The sequence below is a fragment of the Rhizobium sp. RHZ01 genome (genome assembly GCF_014851595.1).
In the GTDB taxonomy this organism is placed as follows: domain Bacteria; phylum Pseudomonadota; class Alphaproteobacteria; order Rhizobiales; family Rhizobiaceae; genus Rhizobium; species Rhizobium altiplani.
The window spans coordinates 82,876-105,122 of record NZ_JACUZZ010000010.1; the positions used below are offsets into that span (position 1 = coordinate 82,876).

The 22,247-nt window shown below is 59.5% G+C and carries 22 protein-coding genes and 1 pseudogene; 15 read left to right on the forward strand and 8 right to left on the reverse strand.

Annotated elements, in window-relative coordinates:
- Window positions 1–18 precede the first annotated feature (18 nt).
- The 8 genes from IB248_RS12845 (at window position 19) to IB248_RS12880 (ending at window position 8,546) form a co-directional block, all read left to right on the forward strand.
- Complete coding sequence (locus tag IB248_RS12845; protein WP_192240984.1) at window positions 19–723, forward strand: HAD-IA family hydrolase; 705 nt, start codon at window positions 19–21, stop codon at window positions 721–723.
- A 54-nt stretch (window positions 724–777) separates the two neighbouring features.
- Window positions 778–1,734, forward strand: coding sequence for a sugar-binding transcriptional regulator (locus IB248_RS12850; RefSeq protein WP_192240985.1), 957 nt, complete (start codon window positions 778–780; stop codon window positions 1,732–1,734).
- 266 nt (window positions 1,735–2,000) lie between these two features.
- Complete coding sequence (locus tag IB248_RS12855; protein WP_192240986.1) at window positions 2,001–3,629, forward strand: ABC transporter substrate-binding protein; 1,629 nt, start codon at window positions 2,001–2,003, stop codon at window positions 3,627–3,629.
- A gap of 89 nt (window positions 3,630–3,718) precedes the next feature.
- Window positions 3,719–4,735, forward strand: a complete 1,017-nt coding sequence (locus tag IB248_RS12860) for an ABC transporter ATP-binding protein (protein WP_192240987.1) — start codon at window positions 3,719–3,721, stop codon at window positions 4,733–4,735.
- A complete protein-coding gene (locus tag IB248_RS12865) occupies window positions 4,732–5,715 on the forward strand; it encodes an oligopeptide/dipeptide ABC transporter ATP-binding protein (RefSeq protein WP_192240988.1) in 984 nt (327 codons plus the stop codon). Before IB248_RS12860 ends, IB248_RS12865 begins: the two co-directional genes overlap by 4 nt.
- A gap of 11 nt (window positions 5,716–5,726) precedes the next feature.
- Complete coding sequence (locus IB248_RS12870) at window positions 5,727–6,653, forward strand: ABC transporter permease (protein ID WP_169683199.1); 927 nt, start codon at window positions 5,727–5,729, stop codon at window positions 6,651–6,653.
- A 10-nt stretch (window positions 6,654–6,663) separates the two neighbouring features.
- Window positions 6,664–7,539 (forward strand): ABC transporter permease, encoded by an 876-nt coding sequence (locus IB248_RS12875; RefSeq protein ID WP_192240989.1) that lies wholly within the window; start codon window positions 6,664–6,666, stop codon window positions 7,537–7,539.
- A 92-nt stretch (window positions 7,540–7,631) separates the two neighbouring features.
- Window positions 7,632–8,546: a TIM barrel protein gene (locus tag IB248_RS12880; RefSeq protein WP_192240990.1), complete on the forward strand. Its 915-nt coding sequence runs from the start codon at window positions 7,632–7,634 to the stop codon at window positions 8,544–8,546.
- A 1,241-nt stretch (window positions 8,547–9,787) separates the two neighbouring features.
- Here the strand turns inward: IB248_RS12880 and IB248_RS12885 are convergent.
- Window positions 9,788–10,470 (reverse strand): annotated as a pseudogene (locus IB248_RS12885) (SOS response-associated peptidase).
- A gap of 65 nt (window positions 10,471–10,535) precedes the next feature.
- A complete protein-coding gene (locus tag IB248_RS12890; RefSeq protein ID WP_192240991.1) occupies window positions 10,536–10,997 on the reverse strand; it encodes a hypothetical protein in 462 nt (153 codons plus the stop codon).
- Window positions 10,998–11,224: 227 nt separating this feature from the next.
- On the opposite strand from IB248_RS12890, the gene IB248_RS12895 reads away from it, so the two are divergent.
- Together IB248_RS12895 and IB248_RS12900 are read left to right on the forward strand one after the other, a co-directional pair.
- On the forward strand, window positions 11,225–11,554 hold the full coding sequence (locus IB248_RS12895) for a hypothetical protein (RefSeq protein ID WP_192241050.1): 330 nt from the start codon (window positions 11,225–11,227) through the stop codon (window positions 11,552–11,554).
- A gap of 186 nt (window positions 11,555–11,740) precedes the next feature.
- Complete coding sequence (locus tag IB248_RS12900; RefSeq protein WP_192240992.1) at window positions 11,741–12,229, forward strand: hypothetical protein; 489 nt, start codon at window positions 11,741–11,743, stop codon at window positions 12,227–12,229.
- 69 nt (window positions 12,230–12,298) lie between these two features.
- On the opposite strand, the gene IB248_RS31695 is transcribed toward IB248_RS12900, so the two are convergent.
- The 4 genes from IB248_RS31695 to IB248_RS12915 form a co-directional block, all read right to left on the reverse strand.
- On the reverse strand, window positions 12,299–12,478 hold the full coding sequence (locus IB248_RS31695) for a DUF3606 domain-containing protein (RefSeq protein WP_084659704.1): 180 nt from the start codon (window positions 12,476–12,478) through the stop codon (window positions 12,299–12,301).
- 1,070 nt (window positions 12,479–13,548) lie between these two features.
- Entirely contained in the window at window positions 13,549–13,758 is a 210-nt protein-coding gene (locus IB248_RS12905) for a hypothetical protein (protein ID WP_192240993.1), read from the reverse strand.
- A gap of 537 nt (window positions 13,759–14,295) precedes the next feature.
- Window positions 14,296–14,820, reverse strand: coding sequence for a GNAT family protein (locus IB248_RS12910; protein ID WP_192240994.1), 525 nt, complete (start codon window positions 14,818–14,820; stop codon window positions 14,296–14,298).
- A gap of 209 nt (window positions 14,821–15,029) precedes the next feature.
- Window positions 15,030–15,218 carry a hypothetical protein gene (locus IB248_RS12915; protein ID WP_192240995.1) on the reverse strand — a complete coding sequence of 63 codons (189 nt, stop codon included), beginning with the start codon at window positions 15,216–15,218 and terminating at the stop codon, window positions 15,030–15,032.
- A gap of 157 nt (window positions 15,219–15,375) precedes the next feature.
- Between IB248_RS12915 and IB248_RS12920 the strand changes: the two genes are divergently transcribed.
- The 5 genes from IB248_RS12920 to IB248_RS12940 are packed head-to-tail and all read left to right on the forward strand — an operon-like array spanning window position 15,376 to window position 20,196.
- Window positions 15,376–16,521: an extracellular solute-binding protein gene (locus tag IB248_RS12920; protein WP_192240996.1), complete on the forward strand. Its 1,146-nt coding sequence runs from the start codon at window positions 15,376–15,378 to the stop codon at window positions 16,519–16,521.
- An 11-nt stretch (window positions 16,522–16,532) separates the two neighbouring features.
- Entirely contained in the window at window positions 16,533–17,411 is an 879-nt protein-coding gene (locus IB248_RS12925; RefSeq protein WP_246779240.1) for an ABC transporter permease subunit, read from the forward strand.
- The gene (locus tag IB248_RS12930) at window positions 17,411–18,235 is read left to right on the forward strand and encodes an ABC transporter permease subunit (protein ID WP_192240998.1); all 825 of its coding nucleotides are present in this window, start codon (window positions 17,411–17,413) and stop codon (window positions 18,233–18,235) included. Before IB248_RS12925 ends, IB248_RS12930 begins: the two co-directional genes overlap by 1 nt.
- Before the next feature lie 37 nt (window positions 18,236–18,272).
- Window positions 18,273–19,352: an ABC transporter ATP-binding protein gene (locus IB248_RS12935; protein WP_192240999.1), complete on the forward strand. Its 1,080-nt coding sequence runs from the start codon at window positions 18,273–18,275 to the stop codon at window positions 19,350–19,352.
- The gene (locus IB248_RS12940; RefSeq protein WP_192241000.1) at window positions 19,345–20,196 is read left to right on the forward strand and encodes a glycerophosphodiester phosphodiesterase; all 852 of its coding nucleotides are present in this window, start codon (window positions 19,345–19,347) and stop codon (window positions 20,194–20,196) included. Before IB248_RS12935 ends, IB248_RS12940 begins: the two co-directional genes overlap by 8 nt.
- On the opposite strand, the gene IB248_RS12945 is transcribed toward IB248_RS12940, so the two are convergent.
- Window positions 20,187–21,032, reverse strand: coding sequence for an inositol monophosphatase family protein (locus IB248_RS12945; RefSeq protein ID WP_192241051.1), 846 nt, complete (start codon window positions 21,030–21,032; stop codon window positions 20,187–20,189). The two genes, IB248_RS12940 and IB248_RS12945, sit on opposite strands and share 10 nt — an antisense overlap.
- Window positions 21,033–21,182: 150 nt before the next feature.
- Window positions 21,183–21,770 (reverse strand): L,D-transpeptidase, encoded by a 588-nt coding sequence (locus IB248_RS12950; RefSeq protein ID WP_192241001.1) that lies wholly within the window; start codon window positions 21,768–21,770, stop codon window positions 21,183–21,185.
- Between the last annotated feature and the right edge of the window lie 477 nt (window positions 21,771–22,247).

Here is a 22,247-nt window from a genome sequence, read left to right on the forward strand (position 1 = left end):
TACCTGAATAGCGAACCTATGAGTAATTTGGATCTTCTGATTTTTGATTGCGATGGCGTGCTGATCGATAGCGAACCGATTGCGGCGCGCACGCTTGCGCATGCCATAACCCAGGCCGGCATGGAGATGACGCCGCGCCAGGTGCTCGTCGAGTTTACCGGAAAGTCGGAGGCTGACTTGAGGCAGATTCTGGCCAGCCGCATCAGCGCCGACCTCGATACCGTTTTTGCCGGATGGCATGCCGAAATATTTGCTGCCTTCCGCCGCGACCTCCTGCCGATGGAGGGCATTAGCGCCGTTCTCGATGGGCTCGACGTTGCAAAATGCGTCGCATCGAACAGCACGGTCGAACGCCTCAAAAAGAGCCTGGGCCTTCTCGATCTTTGGCCACGCTTTGCCCCGAACATATTCAGCGCCGAGATGGTCGCCGCCCCAAAGCCCGCGCCGGATCTCATCCGGTTCTGCCTGTCCAAAATGAACGCGAGCAGCGCGCGCAGCATCGTCATCGACGACAGCGCAGCGGGTATTCAGGCGGCAGTTGCTGCCGGTGTACCGGCAATCGGCTTCGTGGCGCCAAACGATCCGCGTTCGGGCAGGCGCGAGGCGCTGTTTGCGGCAGGAGCCGAGGAGGTCGTTCTCGGAGCCAAAGAGCTGCTGCATGTCCTGTTGCGACGAGTCGGCAACCAGCACCAGGCCCGGCCATCGGTCGAGGTGGGTGCGTGACGTCGATCGACGCCGTGACGCAGATGAGGATGAACCAGCGGGGAGGCGGGCGACATGATTGCAAGGCGAGATGACCATGGCAGCCGGCTCGATTTCACGGCCAAGGCTGGCTGGCTTTATTACATAGGGGGGCACAGCCAGGACGAGATCGCGCAGAAGCTCGGCGTTTCCCGGCAAACCGCCCAGCGTCTCGTATCGCGCGCTGTTTCGCAGGGCTTGATCAAGATCCGGCTCGATCATCCGGTTGGCCACTGCATGAGTATGGCAGCAAGGCTGAAGAACAAGTTTTCGCTGCAGTTCGTGGAAGTCATTCCGTCCGGCGATCAGGCTCAGGGCTTGAGCGGTGGCCTTGCCCAGGCGGCGGCTGCCGAAATCGAGCGTCGCTTGGCTTGCGACAAGCCTGCCGTGATCGCCATTGGTACCGGTCATACGTTGAAGGCCGCGATCGAGGAAATGGTGCCCATGGAAGCACACCAGCACAAGATCGTTTCCTTGACAGGCAATATCACCCGCGAAGGCTCGGTCTGGTTCTATAATGTGGTCTTCAAGCTTGCCGACCTGATCACGGCGAAATGCTTTCCGATGCCGGTTCCGGTTATCGCCTCGTCGCGACAGGAACGAGCGGTCCTTCACAACCAGCCCGTAATCCGCCAGACACTGTCGCTTGCCGCACGCGCTGACGTTGCCTTTGTCGGCATTGGGGACGTCGGCGTTCAGGCGCCTCTTTTCCTTGATGGTTTCATCCTGAAGGACGAACTGAAGCTCCTGCACCAGGCAGGCGCAGTCGGAGAGATTGTCGGGTGGACGTTCGATAAGGACGGCAAGCTGATTGAAGGCATTACCAACGATCGCGTCGCGAGTGCGCCCATTCCATCCTGCAGCAGGACATTGGTGATCGGTGTGGCGAAGGGTCAACAAAAACTGGCGGCGATCCAGGCTGCCCTGAAGGGACGCCTGATCAACGGTCTCATGACCGACGAGATTACTGCGCAGAGCCTGCTGGGATCATAAAGGTCGGGGCGCTCGAAAGGGCGACTTGATCGGCGAATTGTGCATCTCTCGCCTTGGCTCGACGCAGAGCCCGTGAACCAAAATCCAGACGGATTGGGGGCGGAATTCGATGCCTGGATAAGTCGAGATAAGTTAACAAATACAGCATCTTAAATGTCACGTAAACTTCATCGTTTCATCAAGAAACCGACATGCAGTCTGCCATAAAACACCGCGACATTATGACCGATCCATTTCCGTCAAAACTTCGTCAAAGGGAGACCTTCATGCTTTCTATCAATCGACGCAACGTCCTGGGGCTGCTTGGCGCAACTGCAGGCACCGCGATATTGCCACGCTTCGCGTTGAGCCAAGGCAAGCGGCCGTCCGTGACGATCGCCGTGCAGAAAATCACCAATAACAACACGCTTGATATCTGGAACGAGCAGTCGAATGTCGGCGAGCGAGTTTTCTTCCCCAACCTCTGGGAAGGCTTGATCCTGCGTGACTGGATGGGCAATCAGGGTCCAGTTGCCGGTCTCGCCACCGAGTCGAAGCGCATCGACGACAAGACGCTGGAACTCAAGCTGCGTCAGGGCGTGAGGTTCCACAACGGCGACGAGTTGACTGCTGACGATGTCGTCTTCAGCTTTTCCTCCCAGCGCGTGTTCGGCAGCACGCAGCCGGCAGGCGGCAAGACTGTCTTCGAAGACGACAACAAGCCGACGTCCGTCAAGGAATTGCCGGCAGCGGTACCGGGCGTCGGCCGCCGTCTGTGGCCGGCGCTCGCTGGCGTCGAAGCCGTCGACAAGTACACGGTTCGTTTCCACAACGCGACGCCTGACGTGACGCTCGAAGGCCGCCTCTACGCTTTCGGCAGCCAGATCGCCAATCGTCGCGCCTGGGATGAAGCCGGAACCTATGTCGACTGGGCCCGCAAGCCGGTCACGACAGGTCCCTACATGGTCGCCGAGTTCAAACCCGATGTGTCGCTGACACTCGTGGCCTTCGACGAATATTGGGGCGGTCGCCCGCCGCTCGAACAGATCCGCTTTGTTGAAGTTCCAGAAGTCGCCTCGCGCGTCAACGGCCTGCTTTCCGGTGAATATGATTTCGCCTGCGACCTTCCGCCCGACCAGATCGCAGCCGTTCAGGCGGCTCCTGGCTTCGAGGTGCAGGGTTCGACGATCAACAATCACCGCATCTCGGTCTTCAATATCCAGAATCCGATCCTGCAGAACCCGCTGGTCCGCCGCGCCATGACGCATTCGATCGACCGCCAGGCGATCGTCGACGCGCTGTGGGCTGGCCAGACGAAGATCCCGGCAGGCCTGCAGTTTCCGTTCTACGGCGACATGTTCGTCGAAGGCTGGTCCGTTCCGGAATACAATCCGGCTCTCGCCCAGGACCTTCTGAAGCAGGCGAACTACAAGGGCGACGCGATCCCCTTCCGGCTACTCAACAACTACTACACCAACCAGACCGCCAACGGTCAGATCATGGTGGAGATGTGGAAGCAGGTCGGTCTCAACGTCGAGATCGAGATGAAGGAAAACTGGGGCCAGATCCACGATCCGGCAGGCATCAAGGGGGTACGCGACTGGTCGGCCTCAGCCAACTTCAACGATCCCGTCTCCTCGATCGTTGCCCAGTTTGGCCCGAACGGCGAAGTCCAGCAGAAGAAGGACTGGTCGAATGCCGAGGTCAACCAGATGTCTCAGATCCTGGAAACCAGCACCGACCGCGGGCAGCGCAAGAAGGCCTTCGCCCGCATGCTCGAGATCTGCGAGCGCGAAGACCCCGTCTACCAGGTCTTGCATCAGAACGCTGTCTTCACCGGCATGAAATCGTCGCTGAAGTGGAAGGCCGCTCCCGCCTTTGCAATGGATTTCCGCGCCAACAACTGGCCGAGCTGATCTCAGCGATGAACCGGATCCGGCGGCGGCGAACCGCCGGATCCATCTCGTTCGTCATGAACGCAACCGCCGACAGGAAGGGTGAGCCGATGAGCACAGCTGCCGCCAAGCTCGTGGAAATGCGCGGGCTGAAAGTCGCTTTCGATAGCGTGCAGGTACTGCATGGGATCGATCTCGATATTGCAAAAGGCGAGGCCGTCGGCCTGGTCGGTGAATCGGGCTGCGGCAAGTCGGTGACATGGCTTGCGGCGCTGGGTCTGTTGCCCGGCAAGGCGTGCGTCATGGGATCGGTCAAAATCGACGGGCAGGAATTGCTCGCCGCGCCTCGTTCCGCGCTGGAGCAAGTCCGAGGCGGACGCGTCGCGATGATTTTCCAGGACCCGTCAAGCTCTCTCAATCCGGTTCTGAAGATCGGGCGCCAGATCACCGAGGCGCTTCTCATTCACCGCGGCCTTCGCGGCGAGGCGGCAAAGACTGAAGCATGGCGGCTTATGGATATGGTCGGCATCCCGGATGTGCGGCGCCGTTTTGACCTTTATCCGCATGAATTCTCAGGCGGACAGTGCCAGCGGTTGATGATTGCGATGGCCCTTGCCGGCGAACCGGATCTGCTGATCGCCGACGAGCCGACGACAGCGCTCGACGCGACAATCCAGGCGCAAATCCTGGACCTGTTGACCTCTCTCAGGACCGAGACGGGCATGGCGACCGTTTTCATCAGTCACGACCTCGGCGCAGTGTCGCAGGTTTGCGAACGAGTATGCGTCATGTATGCCGGGCGCATTGTCGAGGAAGGGATGGTGGACGAGCTTTTCGCTGAGCCACGCCATCCTTATACCCGCGGTCTCTTCGACGCCATTCCAGGTATCGATGGTCCGCGGCAACGTTTGATCCCGATTGCAGGGACTGTGCCGGATCCACAGAACCTGCCCAAAGGATGCTCCTTTTCGCCGCGCTGTCCTCGCGCTGTCGAGGCATGCAGTCACGAGTTGCCTCCGCTTGTTTCGATCGGCCGTGGACGCCAGCTCGCATGTGCTCGGCCAGTCCCGCCAGCCGCGATTGCCGCCGAGACGAGAGACCGCATCGCAGAGGGGATGATGCATTGACGCCGTTGATCGAAGTCCGCGACCTCGTTCGCATCTACCAAGTCCGCCGTGGACTGTTAGGTCGCCCGACACCGGTGCGCGCCGTCGACGGTATCTCGCTGGCCGTGATGCCCGGCGAGACCCTTGGCATCGTCGGAGAGTCTGGCTCGGGAAAATCGACGCTCGGGCGTATGCTGCTCGGGATCGACGCCGCACAGGAAGGCGAGGTCGTGTTCGATGGCAAGCCCATGCCGGAAAGCAGAACCCCGGAGTGGCGCAAGCTGCGGGCAAAGATGCAACTTGTCTACCAGGATCCGCTCGCAGCCCTCGACCGACGCCTGACGATTGCCACGCAGCTGTCCGAACCGCTGGAAATCCACCGGCTGATCCCAAGGGAACATCGCGCCGCACGGGTTGCGGAACTGATGAACGCGGTTGGCCTTCGGCCGGAACAGGCCACACGCTTCCCGCACGAATTGTCAGGTGGCCAACGCCAGCGCGCCGTGATCGCACGCGCAATCGCTTCCCGCCCGAAGCTTCTGGTGTGCGACGAACCGGTTTCGGCCCTCGACGTCTCTATCCAGGCCCAGATCATCAACATGCTTCGCGATCTTCAGCAGCAGCACGGCATCGCAATGGTGTTCATCAGCCATGACCTCAAGGTGGTGCGCAACATGGCCGATAAGGTTGCCGTCATGTATCTCGGCCGTGTCGTCGAAGAGGCATCGGCTGACGTGATCTTCCACTCGCCGATGCATCCCTATACGCGCGCTCTGGTATCGAGCGTACCGCGTGCGGGCATCCCGCTGCAAGGACGCACGATCCTTCAGGGCGAGCCGCCCAATCCGGCAAACCGACCGTCAGGCTGCGCCTTTCATCCGCGCTGCCCGCTGGCGCGTGATCGCTGCCGTATCGACGCGCCTCAGCTTAAGACCATCGGGCACGGGCGGACAGTGGCGTGCCACGTGACAGCGGGCGAAGACGCCCGGATTGCAGCATAGGGAATGTTCACATGATCCGCTTCGTTCTCGTGCGGTTGTTCCGGGCGCTGATCACGATCCTCGCTGTCGTGACGTTTGCCTTCGTCGTTTTGCGCATGTCGGGCGATCCGGCGCAGGTCATGCTGGGACCCGACGTGCCGCAGGATTCCATCGACGCCTTCAGAAAGGCGTGGGGTCTCGATCAGCCGCTCTGGATTCAGTATATCGCTTATCTCAAATCGATATTCACCGGCGATTTTGGCGTGTCGATGCGCGATAAGGCGTCAGCTCTGCGTCTCGTCATGGAGCGCGTTCCGGCCACCCTGCAACTGACGGTGCCGGCGTTGATCCTGAAACTTGTGATCGGCATTCCAGCAGGCGTCTACGCCGCGCTGCATCGGCAGAGTTTTGCCGATCGCGGGGTCATCCTTCTGGCGATCTTTGGCTTCACAATTCCCTCCTTCGTGATGGGGCTCGTGCTGGTTCTGATTTTCTCCGTCATGCTCGGGCTTCTGCCATCCGGCGGTCAGGACACGTGGATGCATGGCATCCTGCCGACGATCACGATGAGCATTGGGGGGATCGGCATCCTTGCCCGCTTTTCGCGCAGCGCCATGATCGAGGTGATGGGGCAGCCCTATATCCGGACGGCGTCTGCCAAGGGGCTGAAGTGGCGCGACGTCGTCTGGAGCCACGCGCTGCCCAATGCCGCCGTCCCGATCGTCACCATCGTCGGCTTCATGGTCGGATCGCTGATCGCGGGTGCCGTTGTCGTTGAGTCGATCTTCTCCTGGCCGGGCATCGGTCGTTTGCTAGTCGTGTCTGTCAGCAATCGAGATCTGGCGGTCGTTCAATGCATTCTCCTGATCATCGCAGCCACGATGGTCGTCTCCAATCTTGTTGTCGATCTGCTCTATGGCTGGCTCGATCCGCGGTTGCGCTCTCACACAGGACATTGAGGAAAGAAGTATGGCTAATGTCGAACTTGGTGAAGCGCGGACCGTCCGAATGGCAAATGGCAGGACGTCGCGGCTGCTGCAAACCGTACCGCCGCTCGTTTTCCTCGGCATTATATGGCTTCTCACAATGGTGGTGGTTGCTGCCTTCGCCGACCACATGCGGCCCTATAATATTACCGCCATGGACCTCACCAGCCGGCTTTCCGCACCCGGCTCCAGCAAACATTGGCTTGGCACAGACGAGCTGGGTCGCGACGTTCTCTCGCGCCTGATCCAGTCGATCCGCCTCTCGTTGATCATCGCCTTTGGCGCGACGCTTCTGTCAGCAGTCTTTGGCACGCTTCTCGGCTTCGCCGCTGCCCGTTTTCGCGGCGCAGTCGAGCACGTCGTGCTCGTGCTGGCGGACTTCCAGGCGGCCTTGCCTTTCCTGATCATGTCGCTTGTACTCGCCTTTTTCGGCTCATCCATGGTGCTCTTGGTTTGCCTCATGGGCTTCTATGGCTGGGAGCGTTATGCCCGCATTGCTCGCGGCCTGGCCATTGCCGCTGGCGCGCAGGGCTATGCGGCGGCAGTTGTGCAGCTCGGCGCGACCCCGACGCGGGTCTATCTCCGCCACATCCTGCCCAATGTCGCTTCGACCCTCATCGTCTCGATGACGCTGACCTTTCCGGAGATCATCCTGATGGAAAGCGGCCTGTCGTTCCTCGGGCTGGGTGTCCAGCCGCCTGAGACCAGTCTTGGCAACATGGTCGGCTTCGGACGGGAATACCTGACGCGTGCCCCCTGGATCATGTTGGCACCAGCCACGGTCATCATGCTGACGACGCTTTCGATCTCGCTTGCCGGCGACTGGCTTCGCGACAAGCTGGACCCGACCGTCAGTTGAGGCGGACTCAGGGCTCACGTGTGGCAAGCCGGACCTCTCCATTCTGCGGCGACACCGCCGCAGTTCACACACCCTCAACAAAGGACATGCCCATGAGCAATATCATCTCGACCGGCTTCAATTCCGGTTCCACCGACGGAGAACTCGACAGCCTCGAAGCCGATCTGCGCCGCCTTGCTGGCCTCGGTGTGGAGACCGTCGAACTCGGCCTGACGACCATCGACCTGATCGCCGGTGGCCGCGTCGTCAAGGATCGCGCAGAACGCCTGGCCGCACTGACCGCCCAGTTTCCATTCCGCTACACGGTCCATGGGCTCGTATCGTCAAACTTCATGGACCCGGCAACCGCACGCTATCAGATCGATGCCGCCAAGGCGCTCGTCGAGGTCTGCGATCGGATCGGTGCAAGGGTGATCGTACAGCATGGCGGCCACTTGCGCGCCGACCAACTGTTCGAGCGCGCCACGGCTGATCAGCGCGAACGCGAGGCTCTGTTCGAGCTGGCTGAACATGCCAAACGCTACGACGTGCGCATCGCCTTCGAAAACATCTTCACCACGGAACCGGGCCAGTACCGGCAGACGCCGGCCGAGGTTGCCGCGACGGTTAACGCGGTCGGCCATCCGAACCTGGTGGCGCTGATCGACTTCAGCCATGCCTATATAGAGGCGACCTATCGCGGCCTGAACTTCCGCGAACAGATCCGCGCCATGGCGCCCGTTGCCGGCCACCTGCACGTCCATGATTCCTTCGGTCGTCCGCAGGCCTTCTACAAGCCCTATCATCTTCAGGAATCGACCGCGCTCGGCATCGGCGACCTGCACATGCCACTTGGCTGGGGTGACATTGATTGGGAGGATATTTTCAGCGAGCTTGAGTTCCTGCCCGGCACCGTTCTGATGATGGAAATCGGCGCCCGCTATCGCAACGAGCAGAGCGCATCGCTTGAGCGCGCAAAGGGTCTCATTGCATTGAACAGCAGCCGCACTGCCGTAGCTGCGGAATAACGGCCGCGAGACGGGCGTCACTACTGGCGACTACATCTCGAGAAGATTGAACTGGGAGGCACACATGAGAAATCCAGATGGCCGCCCAGTATTCCGAGTTGGCTGGCGGCCTGCCCCGGAGCCTCAAGGCGCCTTCATCTCGTGCTATGGTTATGCAAACAATGGAGTCAGCGGCGACCCCGAGTGTGCTATGGCATGAGCGCCGATTAAAACAGGGAGGTTCATGAGAGGGTCGAACCTCCCTGCCACTATTTCTGAAGTGAAGTCTCGTTGGCGGCGGGGGTCCGCGAGACGAAGGCTTCGCTCCGTCACATCCCAGGTTGCGACGCTCCTAATATACACTTACTCGCAAAGGTTTCTATCCGCGCAAAAGTACTAAGCAGCTAGTATAAATCATTGCCCCATCCTCCGTTTGTCCCGCTTCGGTGGAAGCTCGAAATGCTCTAGGCTTGCGTCCATGCTGATTGGCTGCTTTCGCAGCCCATGACGTTGTGGTGCCCCGACCTAAATTCCGGCAGAAGTGGGAGATTCCGGGAAGGGGTCCAGCCGACCACGGAACCTCCCTGTCTCTCCAATGGGAGGCAGACACAGAAAAATTACACCAACCACTAATATCAGTCACCGACAAAATACACGCCGGAACCTCAGTGTTGTGGTTCGAGCGCTCTCGCTGCGGGTTGCGCTATGAGGCCGGCTCCGGAAGCTCCGAGGGGTTTAGACACGAGGGGCGTGCCGGAGCATTCCGGTGTCCGGTGGGGTTGGACGGCACAAGTTATGCGGGATAGGGCTGGCTTGAACAGTCGGACAAAGGTCCTGAAGCCACCAGACCCGAGTCCTATCCATCTCGGACTTAGGTCCGATGTTCAGGAACAACGCTAATGACGTATTAAGACCGAAGCGTGAGACACCGCCTTACCAACGTCTATGCGCAAACCGGAATGGGAATAAGACATGAAGAAGCTCGCTATCGCAGCGCTGGCGTTCGCGACTACGCTGTCAGCGTCGCCGGCATTCTCTCAGATCTACTTTGAGTATGGCACCGGCCCTCGCTACTACGATGATCCGCCAGCCCCGCGGTACTATCGCTCTTCACCACGCTACGTGTACGATGACGACTACGATGGCCCGGGATATCGCGACGCCCAACGCTGCTGGACACAGAGGTACTACGGATACCGCCACGGCCACCGGGTTGTGCGATACAGGAACGTCTGCGACTAGGCGCTGGCCTGGCCCCTCGATCAGATCATCGTCGGTTCGGGATCAGGGTCGATCTCGTCGATGATGTCCGCCGTATCGTTCCTTGGCGAGCCGACCTTTCTGTCGACCGGCCACATCTTCATCAGTTCGGCGGGGAAGGGCCTCATGAGGTCGTCCGGGTCTGGCTCCGGTGATAGCCACCGGTCGTAATCGCCTCGATGCAGGATGACGGGCATTCGGTCATGGATTGTCGCCATCATCTCGTTTGGTGGGCACGTAATGGCCGCGAAATTGCGGATCTCAACGCCGGTGGTTGGATCTCTCCATGTGTCCCATATGCCGGCGAGCGCGAATGGGCTGTCATCGGCCACGGCAATCGCGTAGGGCTGCTTGTTCTTGCCCGTCCCGTGATGTCCTTCCATTCGAAGTAGCCGTTGATTGGCACGAGGCACCGACGTAATCGATACGCCGACTTGAACAGGCCATTGGTGGCGATGCCCTCGCGGCGTGCGTTGATCGGAGGCGGTCGGCCTCCCGGCTTCATCCAAGACGGTTGGAGGCCCCAACGAACTGAAACGAAGACCGGCCCCATGATATCAGGCTCGCGCACCATGTCGCGAATGATGATCGGATAGTAAAGGGAAGGGGCGCTGTTATACCTCGGGAACTGGTTGCTGAGGCTCCCGACGTCACCGCGTTCGGCGAACGCGAAGTTCTGCAGCATCTCCTCGAGAGTTGCCTTGATGTAGATGCGTCAGCACATTCCCAAACCTCCCTTCAGTCTCGCGACTAATGCCTCACCATCAAGAGGGCGCCCTTGTGCCCACACTTGCAGCGCATGAGGCCGGCGAGTTGAGCGAGCGTCAATCCCTTCCCGACCTTCTTCTGTATCCCCCAGCGATCGATATGCTTCCGGCGGTTGCACTCCAGACATAGCGCAAACAGCGCCTCATACCGCGCCAGTTCGCCGAGTGTTCTTTCGTGATCGGCCTTAGGCGGCGGCACCTCGATGCCCAGCATCTTCTCTGCCGAGCTGTCGTACCTTATCGCGCACTTGTCATTGAATGGTGCGTTGGGTCCGCGATCGCATCCGAATTCCCGAGCGAAGTCATAGCGAAGCTCAGGCAACGCCTTGTTCCCGTAACGGGCGAGGGCACCCGCGGCGGGCATCGATCCGCTTCGTTGGCATTTGGTGCAGGAGTACCGGAGTTCATACCCGATGAAGTCGGACGGGTGATGGGCCATGCGCATAGCGCCTCTCCTTGAAGAGGTTGCCGACAGCCGCATGCCGATAGGTTTGGGGTTCGCACCCGCCCGAGCGCGGAGATGAAATGGCGTTGAGCGCTCAATGCGTCAAGTTCATTCACCACTTGTCTCCAACGCCAGCATAAGAAGCCAGCCGGAGTTCAACGAGCAGCCGTTCATCGGAGGTTAATGCCCATTACCTCAGACTCGCATTCTGAAAGGATGTTCCGATGATGAAGAAGCTCATGCCCTCACTCGCCGCCATGATCATGGCTGGATCGTTCGCCCTGCCGCTTAATGCTGCGCCGATCGTTGTGCCGAAAACAGTACCAATGCACGCCACTGACGTCGAACAGGTCGACCACCGCGACCATGGGAATGGACATGCGTACGGCCACTATAAGAACCGACGCTACGCCTATCGCGATTGCCGGTATTACGGGTCGTGCTACCGTCCACGGTACTACGGCCATCAGCGGTATTACGGTTATCCGCGATACGGCTATCGCGACTACTACCCCTACCATCGCAGGTCCGGTGTGGGCGTGTATTTTAATTTCTAGCTATCGAAACCCGTCGGCCGCGAATACCGACGGGTTTCCTATGCGATGCGCGCATGGTGCGGCCTTTTCACCGATCGATAAACTGCCCCGCCCGCAACGCTTCGGGTTTTTTTTATGCGATCAGCGGAGTGCTCAGGGTCAATCTGATCCTCGGCCGGCTGCGTTCCTGCTCAGGCGATCCTGAATATGACCATTGCTTCACTGGCTGCCGCAAGGAATGCGGACTGGCCCTCTTCCTGTGTCACCGCACCGCTGATCGCTCCTGCGCAGGCTTCTTTCTGCGGTCGGCTGGACCCCTTCCCGGAACCTCCCCCTCCGCACACTCCAGGGTTCATTAACGGCGTATGCAAGGGCTCCGTCTCGTCCTGGGGCAGGTACGACGACCACCGTTTGGTTGCCCGGCTGGCTCACCGAGGCGATCTGATCAACGTTGATATAGAGCGGCTTTCCGACAAGGTCGGGGCAGGGCCGGAGGAAGTGGCAGACGCCGTTTTCCGATGGATCGAGCAATACATAGACCTCGGTATCTCGAGTGGGGGCAACTTGTGGAGTGCTCCCGACCCGGATTTCCTTCGACTTGTCTACTATGCTCTGCAAGTGGCGTTTCCCCCTGCAGCGACATTGATTGGTCTGGAGATCAGGCGTCTGTTTCTGCGCTTCCGGCCACAGCAATAAGACCTGGCGTTCCGAGCCGAACGGTACAGCCGCAATCGACCCTTCACCCGCCGCCCTCGGCTGTCTATGCTATTTCAGCCGGTTAGCGGCCTTGTCACAAGCATCACGGTCAGATCCATGCATTTTGATGATGCGCTGTGCATCGGACGTGGCGATGCCGTGCTTCTCTGCAAACGTTGCAACGTGGTATGGTTCACGCCCCGAGAACCCCGGATCGGCTTTGCCGCGTCGCGGTCTTTGGTTTGACACTACGGCCTCCTTATTGCGTGGGCGTAGAACAGGCGACTGTATTTCGCCTCTGCATACCTTACTTCTTCTTCAAGCCGCTTTGGCTATCCTTGACCTGAGAACCTAGAGTGGGCGGGGCGCTTTTGGGGGCAGCCTTGTCCTTTTTGGGCTTCCTAACTTCCTTGTTGCTTCGTACCTGACCCTTGGCCATTTGCGCAGTCTCCTCGTGAAAACAGACCTAGCTATCATTGGCCGTTGAATAGCAAGAGAAATCGGGGAACTACACCGCGGCTCTCGCGGAGAACGGCGCTACGCGGCTGAAGAAAATCGTCAATGGTGTCGAGTATGAGATGACCCCGGAGGAAGAGGCGGAATTCATCGCCTCGGGGCCTGTCATGGAGCGGAAATTAGCAAGTGTTTCCGCTGGGCAGTTCAAGCTACAGTTTCTAGCCGCCGCCTCCTGGAGGAAGTCGACGCGTGGAGCGCTTCGCAGTCCAAGGCAGTTCAGATCGCCTATGCGTATTCCGGATCGTTCGTCCGGGCAGCGGGTTTCGCCGCCATGGGCTTCACGGAGCAGATCGACGCGTTCTTCACGGCAGCTGCGTCGCTTTGAGACATGTGGGGGAGAGGCGCACTGGCCTTGTTTGGGGTTCCGCATGGCAGTGCGCCTCTCTGCTTGCGAGCGACTTTGCAAGCCATGCGAAAAATATCGCTCGACGATGAAAGTGCGACGCCTCGTTTGCATTAGTGCGACTAAATAATTTGGGGGAATTAAGAGGTCCGCAGGGGTTCGCGGACCCCCGAGCATTGTTACAGAGGCCGAATTTGGGCCGCGCCCATAAGAGCACAACCAACCATCCATCGCACGTACTTCAATAGTGGTATCAGAACCTACCGCTAGTAGAAAACTCTAGCGGGACAGGCGTTGCGGCCGACCGAGAGTCGAGTGCGGCGTTCCGGATCTTGCGGCTAGCTCTTGATGCAGGCTTCTTGGCCTCCATCATCTCCCGATCAACTTCCTCCTGTCGCATGCGTGAAGCCTTTTCCAGCAGGTACTCCTGGTCGTCTCCCAGACCATGTATCGGAGGCGATCAATCACTTCTTGCTGGAAGCTGAACGGCTGGGGCTTCGCCGTAGGTCCGGCTGTACTTCAGACGTTTCCCGACACCCTCCACGGCCTCGACCGGGACGAACCGCTGTGTCGGCAGGTTGACGAATACATAGCCGGTGAAGATCGGGAAGCGGCGCACGATAAACTTCTTGTTCCGATGATGCTTCACTACGATCCGGTAGGTCGGCATGAAGGAAGGCTCAGGCTAGGCGCCCACTCCTCAATGACAGGTGCGGATGGTGAGTGCACTGAGTCATTCGCGCTCCTGTGGCGCTCAGGATCCTGTAACAAAAACTCAGGGGGAGTGTTAAGATGCTGTTCAGAGGTCTGAGGAAAATGGAACAGCCACCTTTCGATGCGTTTCGTTACGGCCTGGCGTCGCTCCTCGTGCGTCGCCCTCATCTACGATGCCACGCGTCAATTGCTCACTGGTGGACCTACGAACTTGAGAATTACGCTTTCGCGATCAGGGCTAGAGACAGGTTCAGATCGAATGCCGATTACACGCTCACCGCTGAATATGAGACCCTTTGTCGCGACATTGAGGATGAATTGGAAGGCTGCATGACCATCGGGGAGAACCCCTAGTCCGCCATCCGGGCGATGGTGTATGGACGAGTTACTAAGGAATTCTCCGGATATCATAGAGGACTACAACTACGATCCATCGAGCGCATCCCCACCTCCACCGAACCTTGTCCAGTGATCGATACCGCAGGGACTCCTGTCATAATCGCCTCGCTTCCCACTCGGGCCGCAATATGCCCATGACTGCCGTGTCCCACCTCTCATCGCCAACCCGGACGGATGACCGCCTCAATCCCTCATGAGAAAAGCCGACCTTGTTGTAGGTTCGGACAGCTGCCGCGTTCCAGCTATATACGTTGAGTTCAGTTCTCTCGATCTCGTCGTAGGAGAAAGCTTGCATCACCACCGACTCTAATAGAGCGGACGCATGCCCCCTTCCGCGAACCTCAGGCGCTATTATGACCCGAGCCACCCGCGCGACGCCATTCTTCCAGTCGAGAGCAAGCTGGACATGGCCCACCAAGGTTTGAGCAACGTCAACCGCCATCCAACACAGCCGTGATGGTGGTGTCGTTTGCCCTTCCTCTACCATCTGCTCAAGTTGATGGTCGCTTAGTGGATAGGTCAGATCAGGTCCGCCCCATTGCACCAGGTCGCGCTCGCTGCGAAGCCAACCGGCGACCGTTGGGAAATGCTCACGCCCGAACTCAATCAGCCTTATCATTGCATGCGGTCGCATCTCATAGGACCCTCAAACGATTCCTGTCGAGGAGTTCTACCACCTTTTTCTGATGCATCGCATAGAGCGGCAACTACCTCGTGCTCGGTGCCGACGACCGCATGTTGTCGAAGACAAGGAAAGACGATCTGGTCCCCGGCCGCGAAATGCCGCGATCCGTCTTCCGGCTTGAACGCGTGACCGTTCAATCTTATTCAGCATCCGGACATCGCGACGGCGATGCGCAGGGATTTGGCCGGATCGTAGCCGCGGTTCCAATCGGCGATCAAAGTCGTGATCGCATCGTCCCTGGTCCACCCGGTCCGGACCATGCCGCGCTGCCCGTAACCTTCGAGCGCGGCCGACAGGTTTCCGCGTGCCAGATCAAGAGAGGCATCCCCCATCCACCGTTCGCGCTGACTCGTATGACTTCCCTTTCCAAAGGGGACGAGATGGATTGCGCAGCTGTGCAATATTTCTCCTAAATCGGCGCTGCTGTCATGAGTCTGTGACGCGCCAGGCGTAGCACGGCCTTCTACACGCGAGCCAATGGAGAGGGCTATGAACAGACGCGACTTCCTTGTCACCACAACCGCGGCCGCCGGCATGCTGATGATGCCACCCCTGGCATCGGCCGCGACAAAGACGATCGATCTCTATAGCGGATCGGACGCGAATATCATCGACTTCTGGAACAACATCGTCCGCCCCGCCTTCGAAAAGGCTCATCCGGATTTGGCCGTGAAGATTACGGACGCCGGTGACAACACCGGTTTGCGCGCGATTGCAGACCGCGCTCTGGCAGCGCTCAAGACGAAGACGGATCCGCAGGCCGATATCTTCGAGAGCTTCGATCCACGTCTTCCGCCGGCGGGCGCTGAAGCCGGTCTCTGGGTCGAATTCTCGGCGCAGAACGTCGAAGGCTTCGGCCACGTCAATCCACTCGCATTCGACAGCAAGTATTCGCTACCCTATCGCGGCTCGCAGGTCTTGCTTGCATATGACAAGACCAAGCTCGACCCGAAGGATGCACCCAGGAGCTGGGAACAGCTGACGGCCTGGATCAAGTCCAATCCGGGCCAGTTCATCTATAATCGTCCCGACAAGGGTGGCTCCGGCGGAAACTTCGTTCGCCGCGCCATCCACGAAGCCAACGGTCGTGACCCGAAGAAGTTCACGATCGACAACTTCACGGCCGATTACGCCAACCAAGCCGTGACGCCGGCCTGGGCACTTCTCAACGATCTGGCGCCGTCCCTCTACGAGAAGGGCGCCTATACGGCCGGCAACACGCAGTCGATCCAGCTTCTGGCGCAAGGCGTCGTGACGATGACGCCCGTCTGGTCCGACCAGGTGCTGCAGGCGATCTCGCAAGGTGTTCTGCCGGAGACGACCGGTCTCGTTCAGCTGGGCGATCTCGCATTGTGCGGCGGCTTCTCCCGCTTGACCGTGTTCTCGAACGGCGCCAACAAGGACGCAGCAATGAATCTCGCCGCCTTCCTGCTGACCAAGGAAATGCAGGAAGCGATCATCACCGAGATCGGCGGTTTCCCGGGCGTATCATGGGAGCATATCTCGGACGAGCTGCGCCAGAAGTATGCCGATGTCATCCCGGCGACCATCCCCACCTTCCCGGGCGGTGATTGGGAAACCACCATCAACGACGGTTGGTATCGCAACGTCGCACGGGGGATCAGCCGCACCTGATGCGCAGGTCAATGTCACTTCCGCTGTTGGCGCGATGGTCCGCGCCAATGAGAAGCCAAGGTTGGGTGGGGCTTGGTTTGGTAGCCCTGCCTGCGCTTCTCTTGGCTTGGCTGATCATCTACCCGATCCTGTCGGCGGTCGCGAGCACGATCTTCGTCGCGCAGCCGGGTGGCGCATCGGCGATATCCTTCGGCTCCTACCAGTTCTTTTTCAGCGACCAGTACAGTCGTGCAAACCTTTGGATCACGCTCTGGACGACCCTGGTTTGCGGAGTGCTGCTTCTGGCAATCGGCCTGCCGATCGCGCTCTATCTCCGGTTTTCCCGCGGGCCGCTCTCGGCCTATGTGCAAGGGCTTGCCATCTTTCCGATGTTCGTGCCCTCGATCATTCTGTCCTATGCGCTGATCCGCACCATTGGCCCCAACGGCGCCGTCGACGTGTTGCTGAATGGCGTTGGATTGCCGAAGCTGCCGTCACCCTACCTGACGCCGTGGGGGCCGGTCATCGGTCTCGTCTGGGATAACCTGCCGCTCACGGTCCTCATGCTGACGGCTGGACTGGGAAATATTCCAAAGAGCTCCATCGAAGCCGCACGGGACGTCGGCGCTTCGCCGCTGCGCGTCTTCCTGTCGATCATCATGCCGCGGATGGGCAATTCCCTGCTCGTCACCACTTCTTTCGCAATCCTCGGCATCTTCTCGTCCTTCACGCTGCCTTATCTTCTCGGGCCGGCATCGCCGGAGATGATGGGGCCCTTCATGCAGCGGACGTTCTCGGACATGAACGACCCCGTCAACGCTCTGACGCAGGCTGTCATCGCCTTCGGCTTCTGCCTTGTCTTCGGAGTGCTTTACGTGCGCTCAATCGCCCGCAACAGGGGAGGCGTGTGATGAGGCACGGAAGGCTTGTCATCGCGGAGATGGATTTGATCGGCGCCCTGCTGGCGTTGCTGCTGACGCTGTTCATCGCTTTGCCGCTCGTTGTCGTCGGAACCTGGGCTTTCAGCGAGGTCTGGCGCTACCCGGCTGTGATCCCCCAACAGTTCGGACTGCGCTATTGGTCGCTGACATTGTCGCGAACCGATGTGTGGGACGCCCTTTTTCTCAGCCTTCGTCTGGCGACGACGGTGACCATTCTTTCAGCGGTAATCTGTCTCCCGGCCGCCTATGCCTTTGCGCGCATGAAATTCCCGGGCAGGGACGTTCTCTTTCTGTCGTTCCTGGCGTCGCATGCCTTCCCGAAATTCGGGCTTCTGGTGGCGATCGCCGGGATCTTTCTTCAGATCGGATTGATCAGCACGTTCTGGGGCGTGGTCCTCATTCAACTGGTCGGAACGCTGATGCTGATGATCTGGATTCCCGTGGCGGCTTTCAAGAACGTCGATCGGCGAATGGAAGAGGCCGCGCGCGATGCCGGGGCAACCCCTTTGCGTGTCTTCTGGTCGATTACCCTGCCGCAGGCGGCGCCAACGATCGCTGCGGCCCTCCTGCTGACCTTTGTCGGGACGTTCTACGAAACCGAAGGGGCGTGGCTGATCGGAGCGCCGCAGATCCGCACGATGCCGGTCCTCATGGTCACCTTCATCAACAACCAGATCGTCGTTCAGTATGGCGCCGTCCTATCGGTGATGCTGTGGGTTCCCTCTTTCGTCGCACTGATGTTTGCCCGAAGAGTGGTCGGCACCGGTACCTTCGCAAGGGGGCTGGGAGCATGATGTTCATTGCGGCGGATGGCACCAGGAAGGGCTTCAGATGGCACGCTTGACCATAAAAGGGATATCCAAGAGCTTCGGCGCCACCTATGCGGTCCGCGATGTCTCCCTCGATGTCGAGGATGGTGAACTGGTCTGTTTGCTTGGTCCTTCCGGATCAGGCAAGTCGACATTGCTGCGCATGATTGGCGGCTTCGAACGACCGACCGGGGGAAGCATTCTGATAGATGCAAAGGATGTTACGTCACTGCCGCCGGAAAAACGTCCGACGGGCATGGTGTTCCAAAGCCATGCCCTGTGGACGCATATGGACGTCTTCAACAATATTGCATTCGGCCTCAAGCTTCGCCGCCTTCCCAGAGCCGAGATAAAAGAGCGCGTCGAACAGGCGCTGGCGCTCGTTGGTCTTGCCGACTACGGCAGGCGCATCACCACGCAGCTTTCCGGTGGCCAGCAGCAGCGTGTGGCGCTGGCCCGCTCGCTGGTGCTCGAACCCAAGATTCTCCTGCTCGACGAGCCCTTCGCCAGCCTCGACCAGCACTTGCGTGAGCGGTTGCGTGAGGAGGTGCGCGACATTCAGCAGCGGCTTGGCATCACGACGCTCTTCGTCACGCACGGACAGGATGAAGCGTTGGCGCTCGCCGACCGGATCGTCGTGTTACGCGATGGCTGCACCGAGCAAATTGCGCCGCCCGATCGCATCTACCGCGAGCCAGAGACCGAGTTTGTCGCCGGGTTCATCGGTTCGATGAACTTCATTCGCACCACGGTCAGGAATGGCATCAGCCAACATGCAGCCTTTTCGCTCCCTGTTCCCGTTGCGGACGGAGAAATCGTACTTGCGATTCGACCGGAAGCATTGTCACTTGTCGCGGCGAACGAGATGGGTACCGGCATCGTTCACCGTAGCATCGATTTTGGCACCCATAAGATCGTCGACGTCGATCTCAGCGACGGAACAAGAATGAAAGCGATGACATCAAGCAACAGTGGCTGGACCATGGGCACGTCGGTGAAACCGGTGGCGGCCGCCTTCAGGGCGTTCCGAGACAACCGGCTCGTTCACCAGTCCGTCGCGGTCCTGACACAGGAGAACAATCGGGTGTTTGGTCATGCTTGAGGGCCGTGGAATTGCGATCGACAGAGCAGGGCATCGTACCTGGCTGAAGTGGCACCGGGGACATCGATTTGCCGGCGACATCTCCTTTACCGGCGCGCGCATTGTGGAAGGCATGGAACTCGGCGCCAGCGTCGAGGTCGATCTGATGCGCTTTGCCGGTGATGGTTTTGCGGTGCTGCACGACGAGACGCTTGATGCCGCGACAACCGGCACCGGGATGGTTCGATCCGCATCCGAGGCTTACCTGCGTGGCTTGCATCTTCGCGATCCATTCGGGGCGCCGAGCGAACACAAGGTCATGATGCTTGCGGATCTCGGGCGCCTGTTGGCTCAGGTCGGCCGGGATCCGAGGGCGGGATTGCAGCTTGACCTGAAAGAAAATTCGGACGTAATTCGCGACGCCGACATCGCCGCATTCGCGGCGGCTATTTCGCCTGTTGCCGACTCAGTCATTCTTTCAGGCGGTGACTCGCTCGCCGTCGAGCGGCTCTCGCATGCGGTGCCTGACATGGCAATCGGCTACGACCCCTGCCACGACGGCGCCATCGAGCGGCTGATGGAAACACGCGATTTCGTGGGTTTTGTTGCCGGTGCGCTACGAGCCGTGCCGCGCGCGCAAATGATCTATCTCGATCGCCGCCTGGTGCTATTTGCGGATCAGGCGGGCTACGACGTGATCGGCGCATTTCAGGGGGCAGGGCGGCTCGTCGACGCCTATACGATCAACTCCGCCGTCCCTTCCGCATTGCCCGGCTTCAAACGGCTCCTGGAACTGAAGGCTGACCAGATCACGACGGATGATCCGGTCGGGCTGGAACGGCTTCTGATCGAAGATCAGGCCTGAAAGCCTTTGACAAGCCAGGGATGGAGGGCGGGATTGCCGGCAACGATGTCTCCGTTCGCGGTGACGGGTCCACCATCAAACGCCGAGATTTTGCCGCCTGCCTCGCGCACCAAAAGGGCGGAGGCGCCGTAGTCGTGCAGTGACAAGCCATCCTCAAAAAAACCGTCCAGGCGACCACAGGCGACATAGGCGATCGACAAGGCCGCCGAACCCAGCCGTCGCACGCCCGCGGTTGTGGCCATCAACCGCTTGACCGCGTTGAAGTACACGTCTTCCGGCACGGCCTTCAGTTGTCCGGGAATCGGCAGGCCGGCCCCTACGAGCACGTCTTCAACTCCCTTCGAGCTCACACACCGGATCCGCTCGCCATTCAAATAGGCTCCGCCGCCGAGTTCCGTGCTGAAAAGCTCATCCAGCATCGCGTCGTAAACGACGCCGGCGACAAGTTCGCCTTCCTCTACGATCGAGATTGTCATCCCGAAATGCGGAATTCCCCAGGCGAAATTTGTCGTCCCGTCGATGGGATCGATATAGATGACAGGCACGCCTTCCTTTGCGTTCCGGTTGCCGACTGCTTCTTCGCCTTTGATCGCGTAGGTGGGAAAGGATCGGTTCAGCTCATCGACGATGATGCGCTCGACGGCAACGTCGATCTCGGTCTGATAGTCCCTCGGCGCTTTTGCGACCAATTCGCCATCAAGGCGGCGACGCAGCGATGTTCGCGCTCTGGCACCTCCAAGGAGAACGGCTACCGCCAATGCCGCAAGGCGCGGCGAGGCAGTCGGTGAGATGCGGGATGACACGGGACGGATTTCGGCGAGATTTGGATTCGACATCGTCATGAGGTGATGGCAGAGCCGCATGAAGCTTTGATGACGGGACGTCGAGGCCAGCGTTGGCGGTCGTATCAAGGCGCCTCCAAACGCCAGACGTGGACCCTTGAAAAGTTTTTGTGTGGCCGACACCCGAACTGGGCGATTATTATATCACCGCCGGACGATCACCCGTGTTCCCGGACGGACCATCTCGTAGAGCTCCTCGACGTCCTCGCGGTACATGCGAAAGCAACCGCTTGACGCATTCGTGCCGATCGAGGACGGATCATTGGTGCCATGGATGCGCAGCAGGCCGTCCGCAAGATAAATGGCCCGTGTACCGAGCGGATTGGAAGGGCCGGGACGCACGACCATTGGCAGTCTCGGATTCTTCTGGCGCATGCTGGCCGTCGGTCGCCACTCGGGATATTTGCGCTTCGACGTGACATGCGTCGTGCCGTACCATCGTTTTCCCTGGCGCCCGACCGCAATCGGATAGGCGAGCTGTTCACCTTGAGGCGTCGTATAGACAAGCGTGTGCTCGCGTGTGGCAATGACGATTGTCCCGCTCCTTCCCGTTCGGGGTTGGCGCTGCGGCACCGGCTCGCCATAGTCGGGTGGCGGTCCATATGGACCATACGGATCATAGTAGCCGTAGTCGCCATAGTCACCGTAGTCGTCATATGGACCGTAAATCTGCGCCTCGGCGTGAAAGGCCGCAAACAAAAGCACTGTTGCAAATAGAACCAGGAACTTCATTGTCCGCTATCCGCTTGTTTTGATCGAAATAACCACGAAAATCTGTGGCGCCATTGTGGCGGCCGATATACCGACGCTACACGCGACGTCGATGCATGCGTGCGGTGGGGTGGACGGAATCTCGGTTCCCGTCTCGCCAGGGGTCTCAGGCCATATGCACGCGCCGCAGCGAGATTTTCTCAGTCGAGGCCTTCGAGACTACAGGGCGATACTTGCTCTGGTGCCGCTGGATTTGTCCGATCGATTGGTGCCCGCACTTGCTACCACCAATTAGATGCACAGCGCAGATCATTTGAACCTGGATCGTACCCGGTGAGACTTGCGGAGCCTTCGAACCCGCGGCTGGAAACGCAAATCCGGACACAAATTGCAACCGGGATCTTATATATGTCATAAAATGCCCTCACAAGTATTGCCGAATCGCTCAGCAATCGCGCTGTCGCGGTTCGAAAGAAGACAGTCATTCGACGAAGTGAC